At 71.4% G+C, this 18883-nt stretch carries 20 protein-coding genes; 9 read left to right on the top strand and 11 right to left on the bottom strand.

From position 1 onward, the window contains the following. Positions 1-51: 51 nt before the first annotated feature. From rpmH to mnmE, 4 genes are all read left to right on the top strand, one after another. The gene (gene rpmH / locus QMK61_RS11280; RefSeq protein ID WP_007510029.1) at positions 52-186 is read left to right on the top strand and encodes a 50S ribosomal protein L34; all 135 of its coding nucleotides are present in this window, start codon (positions 52-54) and stop codon (positions 184-186) included. A 14-nt stretch (positions 187-200) separates the two neighbouring features. After that, entirely contained in the window at positions 201-581 is a 381-nt protein-coding gene (gene rnpA / locus QMK61_RS11275; RefSeq protein WP_302072306.1) for a ribonuclease P protein component, read from the top strand. Positions 582-642: 61 nt separating this feature from the next. After that, positions 643-2358, top strand: a complete 1716-nt coding sequence (gene yidC / locus QMK61_RS11270; protein WP_302072305.1) for a membrane protein insertase YidC — start codon at positions 643-645, stop codon at positions 2356-2358. A 71-nt stretch (positions 2359-2429) separates the two neighbouring features. Then, positions 2430-3770 carry a tRNA uridine-5-carboxymethylaminomethyl(34) synthesis GTPase MnmE gene (gene mnmE, locus QMK61_RS11265; RefSeq protein WP_302072304.1) on the top strand — a complete coding sequence of 447 codons (1341 nt, stop codon included), beginning with the start codon at positions 2430-2432 and terminating at the stop codon, positions 3768-3770. Between the two features lie 69 nt (positions 3771-3839). Here the strand turns inward: mnmE and rbsK are convergent, their stop codons facing one another. From rbsK to QMK61_RS11220, 9 genes are all read right to left on the bottom strand, one after another. Beyond that, a complete protein-coding gene (rbsK, locus tag QMK61_RS11260; protein WP_302072303.1) occupies positions 3840-4751 on the bottom strand; it encodes a ribokinase in 912 nt (303 codons plus the stop codon). Positions 4752-4865: 114 nt separating this feature from the next. Next, entirely contained in the window at positions 4866-6584 is a 1719-nt protein-coding gene (locus QMK61_RS11255; RefSeq protein ID WP_302072302.1) for a thiamine pyrophosphate-dependent enzyme, read from the bottom strand. Positions 6585-6977: 393 nt separating this feature from the next. Beyond that, positions 6978-7592 carry a hypothetical protein gene (locus QMK61_RS11250; RefSeq protein ID WP_302072301.1) on the bottom strand — a complete coding sequence of 205 codons (615 nt, stop codon included), beginning with the start codon at positions 7590-7592 and terminating at the stop codon, positions 6978-6980. Between the two features lie 36 nt (positions 7593-7628). Then, complete coding sequence (gene hslU, locus QMK61_RS11245; RefSeq protein ID WP_302072300.1) at positions 7629-8966, bottom strand: ATP-dependent protease ATPase subunit HslU; 1338 nt, start codon at positions 8964-8966, stop codon at positions 7629-7631. Positions 8967-9021: 55 nt separating this feature from the next. Next, entirely contained in the window at positions 9022-9591 is a 570-nt protein-coding gene (gene hslV / locus QMK61_RS11240) for an ATP-dependent protease subunit HslV (RefSeq protein WP_302072299.1), read from the bottom strand. Between the two features lie 235 nt (positions 9592-9826). Next, entirely contained in the window at positions 9827-10717 is an 891-nt protein-coding gene (locus QMK61_RS11235) for a tyrosine recombinase XerC (RefSeq protein ID WP_302072298.1), read from the bottom strand. 13 nt (positions 10718-10730) lie between these two features. Then, positions 10731-11417 (bottom strand): DUF484 family protein, encoded by a 687-nt coding sequence (locus QMK61_RS11230; protein ID WP_302072297.1) that lies wholly within the window; start codon positions 11415-11417, stop codon positions 10731-10733. Between the two features lie 91 nt (positions 11418-11508). Next, positions 11509-12357, bottom strand: a complete 849-nt coding sequence (gene dapF / locus QMK61_RS11225) for a diaminopimelate epimerase (RefSeq protein WP_302072296.1) — start codon at positions 12355-12357, stop codon at positions 11509-11511. A 10-nt stretch (positions 12358-12367) separates the two neighbouring features. Beyond that, positions 12368-12541, bottom strand: a complete 174-nt coding sequence (locus QMK61_RS11220; RefSeq protein ID WP_302072295.1) for a lipoprotein — start codon at positions 12539-12541, stop codon at positions 12368-12370. Positions 12542-12658: 117 nt separating this feature from the next. Between QMK61_RS11220 and QMK61_RS11215 the strand changes: the two genes are divergently transcribed. The 3 genes from QMK61_RS11215 (at position 12659) to QMK61_RS11205 (ending at position 15122) form a co-directional block, all read left to right on the top strand. Beyond that, positions 12659-13336 carry a hypothetical protein gene (locus QMK61_RS11215; RefSeq protein WP_302072294.1) on the top strand — a complete coding sequence of 226 codons (678 nt, stop codon included), beginning with the start codon at positions 12659-12661 and terminating at the stop codon, positions 13334-13336. Positions 13337-13360: 24 nt separating this feature from the next. Then, positions 13361-14545 carry a hypothetical protein gene (locus QMK61_RS11210; RefSeq protein WP_302072293.1) on the top strand — a complete coding sequence of 395 codons (1185 nt, stop codon included), beginning with the start codon at positions 13361-13363 and terminating at the stop codon, positions 14543-14545. 67 nt (positions 14546-14612) lie between these two features. Further along, on the top strand, positions 14613-15122 hold the full coding sequence (locus QMK61_RS11205; protein ID WP_302072292.1) for a hypothetical protein: 510 nt from the start codon (positions 14613-14615) through the stop codon (positions 15120-15122). Positions 15123-15138: 16 nt separating this feature from the next. Here the strand turns inward: QMK61_RS11205 and QMK61_RS11200 are convergent, their stop codons facing one another. Next, positions 15139-15615 carry an N-acetyltransferase gene (locus QMK61_RS11200; RefSeq protein WP_302072291.1) on the bottom strand — a complete coding sequence of 159 codons (477 nt, stop codon included), beginning with the start codon at positions 15613-15615 and terminating at the stop codon, positions 15139-15141. A gap of 190 nt (positions 15616-15805) precedes the next feature. Between QMK61_RS11200 and QMK61_RS11195 the strand changes: the two genes are divergently transcribed. After that, positions 15806-17290 carry a RimK family protein gene (locus QMK61_RS11195; RefSeq protein WP_302072290.1) on the top strand — a complete coding sequence of 495 codons (1485 nt, stop codon included), beginning with the start codon at positions 15806-15808 and terminating at the stop codon, positions 17288-17290. A 163-nt stretch (positions 17291-17453) separates the two neighbouring features. Here QMK61_RS11195 and QMK61_RS11190 read toward each other — a convergent pair whose 3' ends face one another. Then, positions 17454-17702: a hypothetical protein gene (locus tag QMK61_RS11190; protein ID WP_302072289.1), complete on the bottom strand. Its 249-nt coding sequence runs from the start codon at positions 17700-17702 to the stop codon at positions 17454-17456. Between the two features lie 230 nt (positions 17703-17932). On the opposite strand from QMK61_RS11190, the gene aroE reads away from it, so the two are divergent. Continuing rightward, a complete protein-coding gene (aroE, locus tag QMK61_RS11185) occupies positions 17933-18763 on the top strand; it encodes a shikimate dehydrogenase (RefSeq protein ID WP_302072288.1) in 831 nt (276 codons plus the stop codon). Positions 18764-18883: the final 120 nt, after the last annotated feature.

Here is an 18883-nt window from a genome sequence, read left to right as displayed (position 1 = left end):
GCACCCCGCATACTCGCCCGTCTTTTTCCACGCGATCCATTGGAGTACGCCATGAAGCGCACTTTCCAGCCCAGCAAGCTCAAGCGCGCGCGCACCCACGGCTTCCGTGCCCGCATGGCCACCGCCGACGGCCGCAAGGTGCTGAACGCCCGCCGCGCCAAGGGCCGCAAGCGCCTGATCCCGTAAGCGGCGCGCGGTCCATGCGTGCCGCCGGCCTGCCGCGCGAGGCGCGGCTTCGCCGCGCCGCTGATTTCGCCGCGATGCGACAGGGCAGCGGCCGCCTCGGCGGCCGCTGCTTTTCTGTGCGCTATCGTCCGAACGGGCTGGCGCATGCGCGCCTCGGCCTGGCCGTGTCCAAGCGCGTGTCCAAGCGCGCCGTCGAGCGCAACCGGATCAAGCGCCTGCTGCGCGAGTCCTTCCGCCGCGCCCGCCCCGGCCTGCCGGCCTACGACCTGCTGCTGGTCCCTCGCGAGCAGGCCGCCGGCGTGCCAGGCCCGGAGCTGCTGGCCGAGATCGACGCGCTGTGGCGCCGGCTGCCGGCGTTGAAGCCCGGCAACGGCGCCGCCACAATGGCGTGCTGACCTTCCCTTTCCATCTTCCGCGGCCCGTCGTCGCGGCACCCACGACTGGATCCGTTCCGCGATGAACCAGACGCGCACCTTCCTCCTGTTCGCCCTGCTGGCCGTGGCCTACCTGCTGTTCATGGCCTGGGAGAAGGACTACGGCCCGCAACCGCCACCTGCGGCGGCGACGACCGCCAGCGCGTCCAGCGCCGCGTCGAACGGCGACGGCAGCGTGCCCGGAACCGCCACCCCGTCGGCCGCGGGCCAGGCTCCGGCCATCGCGAACGCCGTCGCGGGCCAGCCGGCGCAGCAGGTCACCATCACCACCGACGTGCTGCGCCTCACCGTGGATACCCGCGGCGGCAGCATCGTGCGCTCGGAGCTGCTGGACTATCCGGTGACGCCGCGTACGAAGAAGAACCCGGACCCGGCGCCGATCCGCTTGCTCGACGATACGCCCAGCCACTACTTCGCGGCGCAGGACGGCCTGGTCAGCGCCAGCGGCCCCGCGCCCGACCACCGCGCGCTGTTCCAGGCCGCGCAGACCCGCTACGCGCTGGCGCCGGGCCAGGACACGCTGGTGGTCGACCTCACCTGGACCGACCCGTCGGGCCTGAAGGTGGTGAAGCGCTACACCCTGCACCGCGGCAGCTACGTGGTCGGCCTGGACCAGCAGATCGACAACGGCAGCGGCAAGCCGTGGTCCGGCAACGCCTACCGCCAGCTGCAGCGCGTGGAGCCGCCGGCGCCGCACTACAGCAACTTCCTGGCGCGGATCTCCGACCAGTCGCGCTACGGCTTCTTCGGTGCCGCTTGGTACAGCCCGGAACAGAAGTTCAACAAGCTGGCCTTCGACAAGTTCGCCAAGGAGCCGCTGCACGCCACCGCCACCGGCGGCTGGGTGTCGATGATGCAGCAGTACTTCGTGGGCGCGTGGATCCCGCCCGCCGGCGAGGCCGACACCTTCTCCACCGCGGTGGTCGACGCCGGCGGCGGCGCCTCGCGCTACCTGATCCGCAGCGTGGGTCCGGAGATCCGCGTGGCGCCCGGCCAGCAGGCCAGCACCGGCGCCCGGCTGTTCGTGGGTCCGAAGCTGCCGGAGGTGCTCGGCGCCACCGCGCCCGGCTTCGAGCTGACCGTGGACTACGGCATGCTGAAGATCTTCGCCGTGCCGTTGCACTGGGTGCTCGCCCAGCTCGACAAGCTCACCGGCAACTGGGGCGTGTCGATCATCCTGCTGGTGCTGCTGATCAACCTGGCCACCTGGAAGCTCACCAACGCGCAGTACGCCTCCGCCGCCAAGATGCGCAAGCTGAAGCCGCGCATGGACGCCCTCAAGGAACGCTACGGCGACGACAAGCAGAAGCTGCAGCAGGCCACCATGGAGCTGTACAAGAAGGAGAAGATCAACCCGGTGGCGGGCTGCTTCCCGGTGCTGATCACCATCCCGATCTTCTACGGCCTGTACTACGTGCTGCGCGACAGCGTGGAGCTGCGTCAGGCGCCGTTCTTCGGCTGGATCCACGACCTGTCCGCGGCCGACCCGTACTTCGTGCTGCCGATCCTCTACACCGTGGTGATGCTGGCGCAGCAGTGGCTGATGCCCACCGCTGCGGGCATGGACCCCACCCAGGCGAAGATGATGAAGTTCATGCCGCTGATCTTCGCGCTGATCTTCCTGTTCTTCCCCGCCGGCCTGTGCCTGTACTACGTGGTCAACGGCCTGTGCAAGCTGGGCCAGCAGTGGCTGGTGATGCGCCGCTACGACGCGCTGGAGGCGAAGGCCAAGGCCTGAGCGCTCCCGCCACGCCCGTACCCGCGGCCGCGCCGGTCCTCCGGTGCGGCCGCATCGTCTAGAGTCCGCGCATGCATTCCGCCGACACCATCGCCGCCATCGCCAGCGCCCCCGGCGCCGCCGGGGTGGGCATAGTGCGCGTGTCCGGACCGGCCGTGCCGGCGATCGCCGCCGCCCTGCTCGGCCGCGCACCGGTGCCGCGCCACGCGCACTTCGCGGCCTTCCGCGACGCGCACGGCGACACCCTCGACCACGGCCTGCTGCTGCACTTCCCCGCGCCCGCCTCGTACACCGGCGAGCACGTGCTGGAACTGCAGGGCCACGGCAGCCCGGTGCTGCTCGACGCCCTGCTGCGCCGCGTGTGCGAACTCGGCGCGCGGCTGGCGCGGCCGGGCGAATTCACCGAGCGTGCCTTCCTCAACGGCAAGCTCGACCTGGCCCAGGCCGAGGCCGTGGCCGACCTGATCGCCGCCCGCTCGCAGGCCGGTGCGCGCGCCGCGCTGCAGTCGATGGAAGGCGTGTTCTCGCGGCGGGTCGATGCGCTGCTGCAATCGCTGATCGCGTTGCGCGTGCACATCGAGGCGGCGATCGACTTTCCGGAAGAGGAAATCGACTTCCTCGCCGATCCGGCGGTCACGGCACGACTCGAAAGCCTGCGCAGCGAACACGCCGAACTGCTGCGCGAAGCGCAACGCGGCATGCGCCTGAACGACGGCCTCAAGGTGGCCATCATCGGTCGCCCCAACGCCGGCAAGTCCAGCCTGCTCAACGCCCTGGCCGGCAGCGACCGCGCCATCGTCACCCCCATCGCCGGCACCACCCGCGACGTGCTGCGCGAATCCCTGAATCTGGACGGCATCGGCTTGGAACTGGCCGACACCGCCGGCCTGCGCGACACGGAAGACGAAGTCGAACGCGAGGGCGTGCGCCGCGCCCATGGCGAACTGCGACGCGCCGACGTCGCCCTGCTGGTCACCGACGCGGAGCATGCCAGCGCCGACGTCGCCTTTTTCGGCGCCCTGCCCGCCGGCACCGGCCGCGTGGTGCTGGTCAACAAGATCGACCTCGCCCACGCCGCGCCGCATGCGGAAACCCGCGCCGACGTCCGCTGGCTGTGGGCCTCGGCGAAGACCGGCCAAGGGCTCGACGCCCTGCGCGACCATCTCAAGCAACTGGCCGGTGCCGGCAGCGGCGAAGGTGCCTTCAGCGCCCGCCGCCGCCACGTGCTGGCGCTGGAAGCGGTGCGCGGGCATCTCGACGCCGCCGCCCAGGCCCTCGCCACCACCCGCGCCGGCGAGCTCGCCGCCGAGGAACTGCGCCACGCCCAGCACGCGCTGGGCGAGGTCACCGGCGCCTATACCAGCGACGACCTGCTCGGGGCGATCTTTTCCAGTTTCTGCATCGGCAAGTAGCCACGATTATGCAACCGGGGCAACGCGACGGTCGTGGGAGCACGACCGTGGGTCGTCTGCTGCCGTTTCCTAGGCGGCCGGCAGTGGAGCGCGGCGGGCCAGCAGCGCGTCCAGTTCCGCCGTGCGCGGCATGCCGCCGCGGGCGCCCAGCTTCGTCACCGACAGCGCGGCGGCGGCGCAGGCCTTGCGTACCGCCTGCGGTAGGCCTTCGTGCAGGAACACCGCCAGTGCGGCATTGAAGGTATCGCCGGCGCCGGTGCTGTCCACCACGTCCACGGGGAAGGCTTCCTGGTGCGCGGGTCCGGCGCCGGCCTCGGCGTACCACGCGCCTTCGGCGCCGCGGGTGAGCACCACCGGGCAGGGCGCGCGCTTCATCAGCGCGCGGAAATCCTCGGCGGGGTCGGCGCCGAGCAGGGTGGCCAGTTCGAGCTGGTTGGGGGTGGCGTAGCGGGCCAGCTGCAGCCATTCGGCGGGCAGCTTTTGCGCGGGGGCCGGGTTGAGGATCACCGGCACGCCGAGGCGATGGCCCAGGCGCAGGGTGGCTTCCACGGTCTCCAGCGAGATTTCCATCTGCACCAGCACCGCATCCGCGCGGCCGATGACGGCGCGGGCCGCTTCCACCTGGGCGGGCGTGACGCGGGCGTTGGCGGCGGGGACGACCACGATCTGGTTCTCGCCTTCCGCCACGGCGATCGAGGCGGTACCGCTGGCGCAGCCGTCGAGCCGCGCCACGTGGGTGGTGTCCACGCCCTCGGCGCGCAGGCCGTCGTGCAGCTGGATGCCGAAGGCGTCGTCGCCCAGCGCGCCGACCAGCGCCACCTCGGCGCCGAGTCGCGCCGCGGCCACCGCCTGGTTGGCGCCCTTGCCGCCGGGCACGGTGAGGAAGCGTTCGCCGAGCAGGGTCTCGCCGGGCGCGGGGAAGCGCGGCGCCACGGTGACCAGGTCCATGTTGATGCTGCCGACGACGACGATGCGGGCCATGGGTTTCTTGCCGGTGTCCAAAGAGGCAAGAGTAAACGCCGCCGAATGCTTTCGCGAGATTGGCCCCTCACCTCGGTCCTCTCCCCGGAGGGGAGAGGAAGAAGAACACAGGCATCAGTCGTCGAAGTTGCTGCGCAGCAGCTTCTCGACGTCGGCGCCGCGGCCGGCCAATACCGCCTTGGCCGAGTACAGCGCGGTGTGCAGCACCTGGCCGGGTTCCACCTGCGGCGGCATCACCAGCTCGTAGCGGTTGACCTTGACGTCGAGCAGCGCGGGGCCGGGCTGGGCCAGCAGCTCGCGCACGGCGTCCTCCAGTTCGCCGGCCTGCTCCACGCGGCGGGCGTGGAAGCCGATCGCCTCGGCCACTCTCGCGAAATCGGGGTTCTGCAGGTCGGTGTAGCTGTCGAGCAGGCCTTCCACCTTCTGCTCCATTTCCACGAAGCCCAGCGAGCCGTTGTCGTACACCACCACCTTGATCGGCAGCTTTTCCTGGATCGCGGTGAGCAGATCGCCGAGCAGCATGGCCAGGCCGCCGTCGCCGCACAGCGCGATCACCTGTCGCTGCGGGAACGCCTTCTGGATGCCCAGCGCCGAAGGCATCGCGTTGGCCATCGTGCCGTGCACCAGGCTGGTCAGCGTGCGCCGCTTGCCGTTGCTGCGGACGTGGCGCAGCAGCCACACCATCGGACTGCCGCCGTCGGCGGTGAAAGCGGCGTCGTCGGCCGCGTGCACGTCGATCAGGTGGGTGAGGTATTGCGGGTGGACCAGGCCGTCCTTGCCGGGACGCTCCTGCGCGGCGAGTTGCTGCAGGGTCTTCTCGCGGTGCTTGAGGCAGTTGCGCAGGAAGGCGCCCTCCTCGCGCGGTTCGATCCGCGGTAGCAGCGCCGCGAGGGTGGCCCTGACGTCGCCCACCACGCCGAGGTCGACCGGATGGCGCCGGCCCAGGTGCGTGGCGTCGCTGTCCACCTGGATCAGCTCGGCCTCGTTCGGGTAGAACTGGCTCCAGGCGAAGTCCGCGCCGAGCAGCAGCAGGGTGTCGCAGGCGTCGATGGCACGGAAGCCGGATTCCACGCCGATGATGCCGGTCATGCCCATGTCGTACGGGTTGTCCGGTTCGAGGAAGTCCTTGGCGCGCGAGGTGTGCGCCACCGGCGCCTTCAGCCGGTCGGCCAGCGCGACCACCTCGCGCCCCGCGCCTTCGCAGCCGGAGCCGCCGTACAGCACCACGCGCTTGCCGGCGTTGAGGCGCGCGGCGATGGCGTCCAGTTCCGCGTCGGACGGGCGCAGCACCGGCTGCGGCCGGTGCGGGCGGAACGGCAGGCCTTCGTCCACGTCCATGTTCGCCACGTCGCCCGGGACGATCACCACCGCCGCGCCGCGCCGGTTCAGCGCCGCCTGCGCGGCCAGCGCCACCACCCGGCGCGCCTGCGCGGGCGAATGGACCGGCTGGCAGAAGTGGCTGCAGGTGGCGTAGATGGCCTTCAGATCCACCTCCTGCGGGAAGTCCATGCCCAGCTCGGCGGTGGCGACCTGGGTGGCGATCAGCACCACCGGCGCGCGGTTGCGGTGCGCCTCGAACAGGCCGTTGACGAAGTGCAGGCTGCCCGGCCCGCAGGCGCCGGCGCAGGCGGCCAGTTCGCCGCTGAGCAGGGCGTCGGCGCCCGCGGCCATCGCACCGGCTTCCTTGTGGCGCACGTGGATCCAGTCGATCGAACTGCGGCGGATGGCGTCGGTGATGTGGTTGAGGGTGTCGCCGGCGATGCCGTAGCAACGCTTCACGCCGGCGTCCCGCAGCGTCTCGACGATGATGTCCGCGACTTTCTTCCGGGCCATGGAGCCTCTCCGTGAACGGGCAAGGCGTCCATTGGAAGGCCAGGGCCGGAAAAGCCGGGTGAACGCGCCGGGTTGCGCCAGCGCCTCCATGCCCGTCATCCCGGCGCAGGCCCACGGTTGTCCGAAATAGGTGTTGATGCGGTGTGGACAAGACTGCCGCCTGCGAGGCGGGGCAGCCCCTCCCCTGCGTGCATGGGAGGGTTGGGGAGGGGGGCTTCTGGCTTGAAAGCAAGAGCGTGACCCCCTCCGACCTCCCCCTGCACGCAGGGGGAGGAGCTCATCCAGCGACAGGAAATATTCCGGACAGCCGTGGCGCAGGCCGGGATGACGGTGCCGGTGAGGGGCGGGTACCGGCCCGGAGAAAATCGCCCGCACGAGGCGGGCGATGGGGTTTCAGTGCGCGTGGCCCACGCCGGAGTCGCCCTGGGTCAGCGGCGGCGGCGTGCCGGCCACGGCGAGCAGGGACTGGGCGTAGCCGTCCTCGATGCTGATGGTGGAGACCTCGTCCCAGGCGAAGAACGAGGCTTCGCGCAGCCATTCGGCGTCGGGGCTGATCTCCTGCAGGGTGAAGCCGTCCTCTTCCACGTCGATCAGCCGGCCGATGTAGCAGACCTCGGCTTCCTCCTCGCTGTCCACGTGCACGCCGATCACCGGCGCGATGCGGCCGGCGGCCTGCACCACCTCGCGGATCGAGTCCAGCGGAAAGCCCTGCGGCACCCGCGGCGCCAGCTGCTTCAGCGCCAGCGCCTTCTCCATGAAGACGTGGTGCTTGTCCGGCGCCTCCAGCTCGGTGATGTCGCGGTGCCGCATCACGTACATGCCGTCGTAGGTGATCGTGTCACCCACCACCCACAACAACAGGAACTCGCGGCCCACGCCGCCGACGTAGCCGTAGAAGCTGCCGTGTTCCAGGTCCTCGCGCCACAACCGCACCAGCTGCCGGTGCTGCTGCGCCTCGCGCAGCTGCGCCCGCGGGCCGGTGGTCTTCAGTTCGATAACAGTGCCCATGACGCTTATTTTAACAGAGGGGGTCGGGCCGCTTGTTTACAGAATGTAGCGGCTGAGATCCTCGTTCTGGATCAGTGAACCAAGGTTTTTGTCGACCTGTTCGGCGTCGATCACGTACTTTTCGCCGGACTTGTCCGCGGCCTCGTAGGAAATCCGCTCCAGCAGGCGCTCCATCACCGTATGCAGGCGGCGGGCGCCGATGTTCTCGGTGCGCTCGTTCACCTGGAAGGCCACCTCGGCCAGCCGGTCGATGCCGGAGTCGGCGAATTCCAGGCTCACGCCCTCGGTGCCGAGCAGGGCCACGTACTGCTTGGTCAGCGCGTTGTGCGGCTCGCGCAGGATGCGCTTGAAGTCGTCCACCGACAGCGCCGTCAGCTCCACCCGGATCGGCAGGCGGCCCTGCAGCTCGGGGATCAGGTCGGACGGCTTGGCCAGCGAGAACGCGCCCGAGGCGATGAACAGCATGTGGTCGGTCTTGATCGGGCCGTACTTGGTCGACACCGTGGAACCTTCCACCAGTGGCAGCAGGTCGCGCTGCACGCCTTCGCGGCTGACGCCGGCGCCGCCCCACTCGGAGCGCTGGGCGATCTTGTCGATCTCGTCGATGAAGACGATGCCGTTTTGCTCGGCGGCCTCCACCGCCTGGGCGCGGATCTCCTCGTCGTTGACCAGCCGGGAGGCCTCCTCCTCGACCAGCAGCGGCCGCGCCGCCTTGACCGCCAGCTTGCGCTTCTGCGTCTTGGCGCCACCCAGGTTCTGGAACATCTGGCGCAGCTGCGCGCCCATCTCCTCCATGCCGGGCGGGGACATGATCTCCACGCCCACGTTCATGGCGAAGTCCAGCTCGATCTCGCGCTCGTCCAGCGCGCCCTCGCGCAGCTGCTTGCGCAGCTTCTGGCGGGTCTCGCTGTCCGGCGCGGCCACGGCGAGGTCGTGCGACCAGTCGCTGGCGGCCTGCCGACGCGGCAGCAGGGCGTCGAGGATGCGGTCCTCGGCGCGGTCCTCGGCCTGGCTGCGCACGCGCTTGGTGGCCTGCTCGCGGGTGAGCTTGTAGGCCACGTCGGCGAGGTCGCGGACGATCGACTCGACGTCCTTGCCCACGTAGCCCACCTCGGTGAACTTGGTCGCCTCCACCTTCACGAACGGCGCATTGGCCAGCGTGGCCAGGCGGCGCGCGATCTCGGTCTTGCCCACGCCGGTGGGGCCGATCATCAGGATGTTCTTGGGGGTGATCTCGTTGCGCATCGCCGGCTCGAGCTGCATGCGCCGCCAGCGGCTGCGCAGCGCCACCGCCACGGCGCGCTTGGCGTCGTGCTGGCCGATGATGTAGCGGTCGAGTTCGTTGACGATTTCGCGGGGGGTCAGTTCGGACATGGGCTTCGCCGGGAATGGGGGACAGGGAACGTAGGGCTCGAGGAAACGGGGAGGCTCAGGTTCCCTGTTCCCCGCTCCCGGTTCCCGCCTCCAGCTCCTCGATCGTGGTGTTGTGATTGGTGTAGATGCAGATGTCGCCGGCGATCTTCAGCGCCTTCTCCACGATGGCGCGGGCGTCGAGGTCGCTGTGCTCCAGCAGCGCCAGCGCGGCGGACTGGGCGTAGGGGCCGCCCGAGCCGATCGCGATCAGGCCGTGTTCGGGTTCCAGCACGTCGCCGTTGCCCGAGATCAGCAGCGAGGCGCTCTTGTCGGCCACCGCCAGCATCGCCTCGAGGCGGCCCAGGCGGCGGTCGGTGCGCCATTCCTTGGCCATCTCCACCGCGGCGCGGGTGAGGTTGCCGCCGTGCTTGTCCAGCTTCTGCTCGAACAGCTCGAACAGGGTGAAGGCGTCGGCCGTGGCGCCGGCGAAACCGGCCAGCACGTCGCCGTTCTTGCCCAGCCGGCGGATCTTGCGCGCGTTGGCCTTCACCACCGTGTTGCCGAGGGTGACCTGGCCGTCGCCGCCGATCACGACCTTGCCGTGGCGGCGCACGCTGACGATGGTGGTGGCGTGGAAGGATTCCATAGAAGCTCCAGGGTTGAGCGAACCAGATGGGGTTGGATGGCGGAGGCTTCAATGCGGGGCGAAACCGCATGGCCCGTTCGCTCCCTCTCCCCGTCGGGGAGAGGGTTGGGGTGAGGGGCCAACCTCGCGGAGGGCTTCATCGAAGCGCATTTCCAAACCAACGCCCTCACAAGCACCCGCCCCTCATCCCAGCCTTCTCCCCAAAGGGGAGAAGGGGCAGATGCGCGAAGCGCGTCTACTTCCGCCGCGCCCGCGGATGCGCCGCGTCGTACACCTTGGCCAGATGCTGGAAGTCCAGGTGCGTGTAGATCTGCGTGGTGGCGATGTCGGCGTGGCCCAGCAGCTCCTGTACCGCGCGCAGGTCGCCGGAGGATTCCAGCATGTGGCTGGCGAAGGTGTGGCGCAGCAGGTGCGGGTGCACGTGCTTGGCGAAGCCGTGCGCGAGCGCGAGCTTCTGCAGCCGTGACTGCACCGTGCGCGGGCTGATCGGCGCACCGCCGCGGCCGCGGAACACCGGGCTTTCCGGCGCGTCACCCCCGGCTACGCCCAGCGCGCGCAGGGCGGCGACCGCGTGCCGGCCGACCGGCACGATGCGCGTCTTGCGGCCCTTGCCCAGCACGCGCACCTCGCCTTCGTCGAGATTCAGGTCGCCCCAGTGCAGGCCGCACAGTTCGGACAGGCGCAGGCCGCTGGAATAGAACAGCTCCAGCATCGCGCAGTCGCGCAGGCCGAGCGGGCCCTCGCCGCCGCCTTCCACCAGGCTGGCGGCCTCGTCCACGTCCAGCACCTCGGGCAGCCTGCGGCGTACCTTGGGGCCGCGCACGCCGGCGGCGGGATCGTGCGCCAGCGCGTCTTCGCGGCCGAGCTGGCGGAACAGGCTGCGGCAGGAGGACAGCAGGCGTTGCAGGCTCTTCGGCGATAGCCCGGCACGATGCTGGGCGGCGACGAACTGGCGCAGGCGGTCCGGCGACAGCGCGTCGAACGCGGCGATGCCCTGCGCCTCCATCCAGCCCAGCAGCTTGTCCAGGTCGCGCCGGTAGGCGGACACGGTGTGCGGCGAAGCCTGGCGTTCGCCGGCGAGGCGGGCCAGCCAGGCCTGCACCTGTTCGCGCGGCGAGGCGCTCATGCCGGGCGCCGGTTCAGGCGCCGTCCTCCGCGCGCACCAGCGCGGCGGTGACGGTGGCGGCGATCATCTTGAGGAACAGCGTGCCCATGCCGGGCTGGAAATGGTCCGGGTCGGTGCTGCCCAGCGCCAGCAGGCCCAGCTCGTCCAGCGGCATTACCGCGGCGGAGTGCACCTCGCCGGCGCGCTCGCCGAACAGGCGCTGCAGCCGCTCCGGCGTGAGCCGCCCGGCGATCGGCTCGTGGTGGGCCAGGAAGTCGGCGAACTCCGGCAGCGACCCGCGGCCGTCCGGCAGCACCACCAGCCAGTCCGCCGGCGGCAGGTCGAGGCGGTGGCCGAACAGCAGCAGGCGTACCGGGGCGACGTGGAAATCCTCGACCAGCCGCTCGATCACGCCGCGTGCCGCGTCGGCCGGGGTGGCGGCGCGCAGCATGGTCACGTTGAGCTCGTGCACGCGCTGCATCAGCTTCTCGTTGTCGGCGGCGATCGCGGCCAGTTCGGCCAGGCGGCGTTCCAGCTCGGCGTTCTTCTCGCGCAGGTGCTGCAGCTGGTAGCTGGCCAGCGAGGCCACCGCGCCCTGCTCGCGCGGCACCGTGAGCTGGCGCGCCAGCTCGGGATACTGGCCGAGGAATTCCGGGTGGCGCTTGAGGTAGGCGGCGACGTCGGCGGCTTTCGGGTCGTCGTCGAGCAGGGTGTCGGTCATGCGCGGGGTCCTCGGGCATCGCAAACGGTGGTCGCGGCGGCCATGGCCGCCCGCGCTCCGCCCCGAGTGTGCGATGGACGCGCCCGCGCTTTCAATCCGCGGCGGCCGGCGCCAGCCATTCGCCGTCGAACGCGAAGGCGGCAGGGCCGGTCATCCACAGCGTGTGGCCGGGGCCGGGCCAGTCGATCTGCAGGCGCCCGCCGGGCAGGTCCACCTGCACGCGCGCGTCCACTTCGCCGCGCCGGCGCAGCACCGCCATCGCGGCGCAGGCGCCGGTGCCGCAGGCGAGGGTCCAGCCGGCGCCGCGCTCGTGCACGCGCAGGCGCAGGTGATCGCGGCCCAGCGGCTGCACGAAGCCGGCGTTGGCGCCCTCGGCGAAGCGGGGATGCGCGGTCAGCGCGGGGCCGAGCCGCTGCAGCGCGGGCGACTGCAGGTCGTCGACCACCACAATCGCGTGCGGATTGCCCATCGAGACGGCGCCGACCGGCAGCGTTTCGCCGGCGACGTCGAGCGCATAGGCGTCGGCTTCCTGCGCCGCGTCGAACGGGATGCGCGGCGGCGCGAAGCGTGGCTCGCCCATGTCCACCGCCACGCGGTCGGCGGCCAGCAGGCGCACCGTCACCGGGCCGGAGGGGCTTTCGATGCGCACGTCCTCGCCGATCGCCAGCGCGCCGGCCCGGTGCAGCCACGTCGCCACGCAGCGCACGCCGTTGCCGCACTGGCCCGAGGGCGAGCCGTCGGCGTTCCAGATGCCGTAGTAGAACGCGCAGGACGGATCGCGCGGCGGCTCCACGCTCAGCAGCTGGTCGAAGCCGATGCCGGTGTGGCGGTCGGCCATGGCGCGGATGACGGCGGCCGGCAGGGCGGGATCGGCGGCGCGGCCGTCCAGCAGCACGAAATCGTTGCCGATGCCGTGCATCTTGCTGAAACGCAGGGGCATGGCGGCGGGATCAGCGGTCGGCGGCGGGCGTCGCGGCGCTGGCGGCATGGGCCGGTGCCGCCGTGGAAGCCGCCGGGGCGGGCGCGGCCGGCTTGGCCGGCAGGTACAGCGGCCCCTTGTTGCCGCAGCCGGCGAGGGCGAAGGCGGCGAGGCAGAACGGCAGCAGCAGGGTCGATCGGCGCATGACGGGCTTCCGCGGAATACGCCCGCAGTATAGCCAAGCGTGACCGGGTCGCCGCGCCGCCGGCCGGCGCGCCCACTATCATCCGCCAGCGCCCCGCGCCCTCGAACGGACTGCCCGATGGACTGGAACGAACTGCTGCGCCTGCCCTCCACGCTGCTGCTGATCCTGGCCGCGCTGGCCCTGCTGCTGGCGCTGGTGCAGCTGATCGCGGTGCGCCAGCGCCTGCGCGACCGCCGTCACGCCGCCGCCGGTGGCCACGGCCTGGTGCTGCTGCTGGCCTTCGTGCTGGCCCTGCTGCTGGCCGGGCTGGGCCTGACCCTGCGCGGCTACCGCTTCCTCGGCGAGGAACTGCCGGTGGCGCAGATCGACGCGCGCATCGTGGCGCCGCAGCGCTGGGTGCTCACCCTCACCTGGCCCGACGGCGGCACGCGGCAGGCCTACCTCGCCGGCGACGACTTCCGCCTCGAGGCCGTGGTGCTGAAGTGGAAACTGCCGGCCCTGCTCGCCGGCGTGCCGCCGCTGTACCGGCTCGACCGCCTCGAAGGCCGCTACGACGACGCCACGCAGGAAGCGCAGGCGCCGCGCACCGTGCTCGACTTCGGCGGCAGTCTCGACCTGCTCACGCTGAAGCGGGACTACCCCGGCTGGCTGCCCGAGCTGGATGCGCTGTACGGCAGCGGCGCCTACCTGCCGCTGGTCGACCGCGGCCACTACACGGTGAACCTGATGCGCACCGGCGCGCTGGTAGCGCGGCCGGACGAGGCGACCGCGCAACGCATCCGTCAGCCTCTCTAGGTTACAGGCTCGACAGGGGTGTCCATGGACGAACCGCGCATTGCCCTTCCCGCCGGCAGCGGGGACTACCGCGTCGCCACCAAGGTGCGCGTGTTCGCCACCCTGCTGGCCGCGCTGGCCTGGCTGATCGCCTGGGTGATGCTGCGCATGTCGTCCGCGCGCGACCCGGTGGCATGGGCCTTCGTGCTGGTGGCCGCGCTGCCCGCGCTGTGGTTCGCCTTCGTTGCGTGGACCAGCCGCCTGCACCTGGACGCCCGGGTGCTGGCGCTGCGGCACCCGCTCGGCCGGCGCGAGCTGCGATTGACCGAGCTGCGCGGTGTGCGCATCCGGCATTCCCGGTACGGGCGCAGCCTGACGATCTTCCAGCCGCGGCGCGGCAGGACGCTGGCCCTGGTGCTGCCCTACGCCACCGACCGGTACTACGAAGGCTGGCTGGCCCGCCTGCCGGACCTGGACGCGATCGACCTCGCCGCCTCGGCCCAGGCCCTGCTGGCCGACCCGCGGCTGGGCGCCAGCACGGGCGAACGGGTCCGCCGCCTTGCGCACTGGACGCGGATCGCCCGGTGGCTCAACGTCGCCACGGTGCTGCTGCTGGGATGGGCGCTGGTGTTTCCGCATCCCTATGCCTGGCTGCTGGGCGCGCTGGTATCGGCGCCCTGGCTGGCGCTGCTGCTGGTGTGGTGGTCGGGCGGCCTGCTGCGCACAAGCCTGGGTGCCGGCGACGTCCGGCCGCTAGCCTTGAGCCCGCTGCTGGGCGGGCCCATGCTGATCCTGATGCGCACGGCCTCCGATCTCGATCTGCTGAGCTGGGGTGGCGCCTGGTGTCTGGGCGTGTTGGCGGGCCTGCCACTATGGCTGGCGATTCTGGGACTGCAGCGAGCCGGCGAGCGGCGGCCGGGTGCCTCGCTGTTCTACTTCGCGCTGTGCTGGCTGTACGGCACGGGCGCGGCGGTGGCCGGCAACGTGCTGTCGGACCGGGCGACACCCCAGGCCTACCCAGCGATGGTGGTCGGCAAGCATGCTGTTCACGGCAAGCACGCCACCTACAAGCTGCGCCTGGGTGGTGCGTTGCCGGCCGGCCACGACGATTGGTATGAGGTCTCGGCCGGCCGCTACGAAGCCACGCCCGTCGGCGGCACCGTCTGCGTGTGGCGACATCCCGGCCGGCTGCGCGTTCCATGGGTGACGGTGGCCCGCTGCGGGAACTGATCTGGGCACTTGCGGCGGCCGGGACGGAGGCGCCAGATGGCGCGGCCCCTTGCCCGGAGATGCCGCGATGCCGGTTCCACGCCTGCCGTTCGTCTTCCTGTCGCTGTTCCCGGCAGTGGCCGTGCATGCGGACGGCACGGCGCTGGACCGCCTCGCGGTCTACGCGGGCACCTGGCAGGGTCGCTACGAACACTTCGCCACGCCATACAGCAAGGCGGGACGCGATACCACCCTGCTGCACAACGACTGCTGGCGCGCCCATCGGTTCTACGCGTGCGAGCAGTTGGTGGATGGCAAGCCCGTGGCCCTGGTCGTGTTCTTGCCCGCCGCCGCGCCGGACCGCTACATCACGGATGCGATCCCCGCCGACGGCGGGCATCCCAACAGCGGCACCCTGGTGGTCGCGGGCGACCGCTGGGTCTTCCCATGGCAGTTCCAGGACCACGGTCGCACGGTGCACGCGCGCGTGGTGAACATCTTCCATGGGCGCGATCGCATCGACTATCGGCAGGAATACTCGCTGGACCAGGTGCACTGGACGCCGATGGCCGCCGGCGAGGAGGTGCGGCGGCCGTGATCCGCCCGTCGGCGGATCAGGCCCCCAGCGCCTTCTCGTAGCGCCAGCCGTCGGCGCCGTCCTCGTAATAGGCGGCCAGGCGGCGGCCGCGGCGGTAGCCGGCGCGCTCGTACAGGCGGATCGCGGCGGTGTTGTCGGCGCGCACCTCCAGCCGCAGCAGGCGGCGGCGGTGGCGGCGCGCGGCGGTCTCGGCGGCGGCCAGCAGGGCGCCGCCCACGCCACGCCCGCGCGCGGCGGGATCGCTGGCGAGGGAGTACAGCCGCGCCGCGGCGCTGCCCTTGCGGAAGAACAGCACGGCCGCGCCGAGCAGCCGGTGCGGCACGGCCACCGCGGCCAGCACCAGCGCGCTGTCGCTGTCGAGGTGGCGGCGGTACTGCGCGCGGCTGAGGCGGTCGCCGTCGAAGCTGGCCTGTTCCAGCGCCACCAGCTCGTCGAGGTCGGAGGGCTGGGCGCGGCGCACGCGCACCGCGGGGCTGGCGGGCGGCTGGGGCATCGGGGTTCCTCGGGCGGCGGCGTGACGGGTTCGCGCGGCACTGTAGTGGCGCTTCCGGGGGCCGGCAATCGCCGCGGCGCGGGCATTTAGTCCTGCTTAAGCGCGCGCTCTTGTACGGCGTCCGGCGCGGGCACACACTGCGCGCCACGGTCGTGTCCCCGCATGGCCCTCCGCCGTCCGAGAGAGTGACATGACCCGCCTCGTCATCGTTGTCGAGAAAGCTTCCGACTGGGGTTCCTACTACCCGTCCGTCGACGTGGTGAGCGCAATGGACTACCTGCGCGAGCCGGTCGGCGGCGACGAGGAACGCACCCACGTCATCAACCTGTGCCGCAGCTACAAGTACCTGGGCACGGGCTACTACGTGTCGCTGCTGGCGGAGGCGCGCGGGCACCGGGTGATGCCCTCGGTGCGCACCATCAACGACCTGCGCCGGCGCTCGCTGTACGGCCTGGACATCGAGGACCTGAACCAGAAGCTCACCCACTTCCTGCCCGCCGGCGGCCGCGACACCACCGACTTCGGCATCCTGATGTACTTCGGCGAGACCGCCTACCCCGCGCTGCAGGACCTGGCGCGGCAGCTGTTCGAGCTGTTCCCCTGCCCGCTGCTGCGGATCGAGTTCGAGCGCGAGCGCGTGTGGCAGGTGGCCTCGATCAAGCCGGTCGGCCTGCATACCCTGGACGACGCGCAGGAGGACGCCTTCGCCGAGGCGCTGGACCGCTTCTCGCGCAAGCTGTGGCGCAAGCCGCGCGCGCGCCGGCGCTACCGCTACGACATCGCCATGCTGGTGGACCCGAACGAGGCGATGCCGCCGTCGAACCGGAAGGCGCTGAAGTCCTTCGTCAACGCCGGCAAGGAACTGGGCATCGAGGTCGAGCCGATCGGCAAGAACGACTACCAGCGCCTGGCCGAGTACGACGGCCTGTTCATCCGCGAGACCACCGCCAGCGACAACCACACCTACCGCTTCGCCCACCGCGCGGAGAAGGAAGGCATGGTGGTGATCGACGATCCCGGCTCGATCCTGCGCTGCACGAACAAGATCTTCCTCAACGACCTGATGGTGGCGCGCAAGCTGGCGGTGCCGCATACCGAGATCCTCTACCGCGACAACGCCAAGGGCATGCGCGAGGTGGCCGAGCGGCTGGGCTTCCCGCTGGTGCTGAAGATCCCGGATGGTTCGTTCTCGCGCGGCGTGGTGAAGGTGGAGGACGCCGCGGCGCTGGAGAAGGCCGCCGGCGAGCTGTTCCAGCACAGCGCGCTGCTGCTGGCGCAGGAGTTCGTCTATACCGAGTTCGACTGGCGCATCGGCGTGCTCAACCGCGAGCCGCTGTACGCGTGCAAGTACTACATGTCGCGCGGCCACTGGCAGATCTACAACCACGGCGCCAAGGGCACGGCCAAGTCCGGCGGCTTCGAGACGATCCCGGTGCGCGACGCGCCGGCCGAAGTGGTGAAGCTGGCGCTGAAGGCCACCGGCGCGGTGGGCGACGGCTTGTACGGCGTGGACCTGAAGCAGGTGAACGGCAAGCCGGTGGTAATCGAAGTGAACGACAATCCCTCGATCGATGCCGGCGTGGAGGACGTCTACCTGGGCGAGGACCTGTACCTGCGCGTGATGCAGGAATTCCTGCGCCGGATGGAACGCAAGCGGCTCGGCGTGGGGCGCTGACCCGGCGGCCGTCCATGGCCGCCGGTCGGCAGGCGATCCCTCGCCAGGCCCGCGCGGCGACGGGGGGACGTCGCGCGGACCGGTCCTGGCGGCCGTCCCGGCCGCGGCATCCACTGCCAGATGGATCCCTGGGCGCCGCGGCATCCGGCCGCGACGCCGCGGTTCAAAGCCAGGCCGTCTGCGGCCGGCGTGCGCGATGGCGCATGTACCGCGCCAGCAGGCGCAGCGGCCACGCGGGTTCCAGCGCCAGCCGCAGGGCCAGCGGTGCGCCCAGCAGCCACAGCGCCGGCGACCAGCCCAGCAGCGCGGTGTGCGCGGGCACCAGGGTGGTCAGCAGCAGCGCGGCGCCGAGGCCCAGCCACAGCGTGGCGATGGCGCGGAAGTGGTCGCGGGGTGCGGCGGTCGGGCGCATGGCGAAGGCTCCATGGGGTCGATGGGCACAGCCTGCCGGCGGCCCATCTCAAAACCTGCGACCCCGTATCACCGGCCCCCTCCCCTGCTTCGCAGGGAGGGTTGGGGAGGGGTCACCCCACTTCGCGGCAAGCCCCGTTACCCCCTCCCGGCCTCCCCCTGCACGCAGGGAGAGGCGCAAAAGCCACGGGACACGCCACGTACAATGGCCGTCCAGACGAGGAACCCGCCATGCCCCAGCCTCTCCGCTACGCCGTGTTCGGCCACCCGATCGGCCACACGAAGTCGCCGCGCATCCACCAGCTGTTCGGTGACCAGTTCGGCATCGCGCTGACCTACGAGGCGATCGACGCGGCGCCGGAGGCCTTCGCCGACGCGGTGCGGCGCTTCTTCGCCGAAGGCGGACGCGGCGCCAACGTCACCCTGCCGCACAAGGGCGCGGCCTTCGCGCTCGCCGACGAACGCAGCGAAGCCGCGGTGCGCGCGGGCAGCGCCAACGTGCTGACGCGGCTGGCGGACGGCCGCCTCGCCGCGCACAACACCGACGGCGCCGGCTTGGTGCGCGACCTCGCCGAGCGCCACCACGTGGACCTGCGCGGCCGCGACATGCTGCTGCTCGGCGCCGGCGGCGCGGCGCGCGGAGTGGCATGGTCGCTGCTGGACGCCGGCGTGGCCTCGCTGACCATCGTCAACCGCACGCCGGCCACCGCCGACGCGCTGGCCGACGCCATCGGCGAGCCCGCCCGGGTGCGCACGCGCTACTGGCAGGACCTCGCCGGCATCGGTAGTTTCGACCTGGTCGTGAACGCCACCTCGGCCGGCGTGCTGCAGCAGTCGCTGGGCCTGCCCCCGGCGCTGGTCGGCGCGCGCGCGGTGTGCTGCGACCTGGCCTACGGCGCCGCGGCCGCGCCCTTCCTCGCCTGGGCGCAAGCGGCCGGCGCGTCCCGTGCCTTCGACGGCCTGGGCATGCTGGTGGAGACCGCCGCGGACGCGTTCGAGCTGTGGCACGCCCGCCGTCCGGCCACCGAGCCGGTGTACCAGGCGCTGCGCCCGCCGGCATGAGCGCGGACCGCGCGCTTTGCCAACGGCGTCGCTTTTTCGCGCCGGCGTTTTGACCCCGTCCAAAACCCCGCGGTGCCAGCATCCACCGTGCAGGGGGATGGCCTGACGCGAGGGGAAATC

Origin of the sequence: Fulvimonas sp. R45, from assembly GCF_030504985.1 — a bacterium.
In the GTDB taxonomy this organism is placed as follows: domain Bacteria; phylum Pseudomonadota; class Gammaproteobacteria; order Xanthomonadales; family Rhodanobacteraceae; genus Rhodanobacter_A.
The sequence above is the reverse complement of the archived record's forward strand: the minus strand, read 5'-3'. Positions and strand labels throughout refer to the sequence as shown.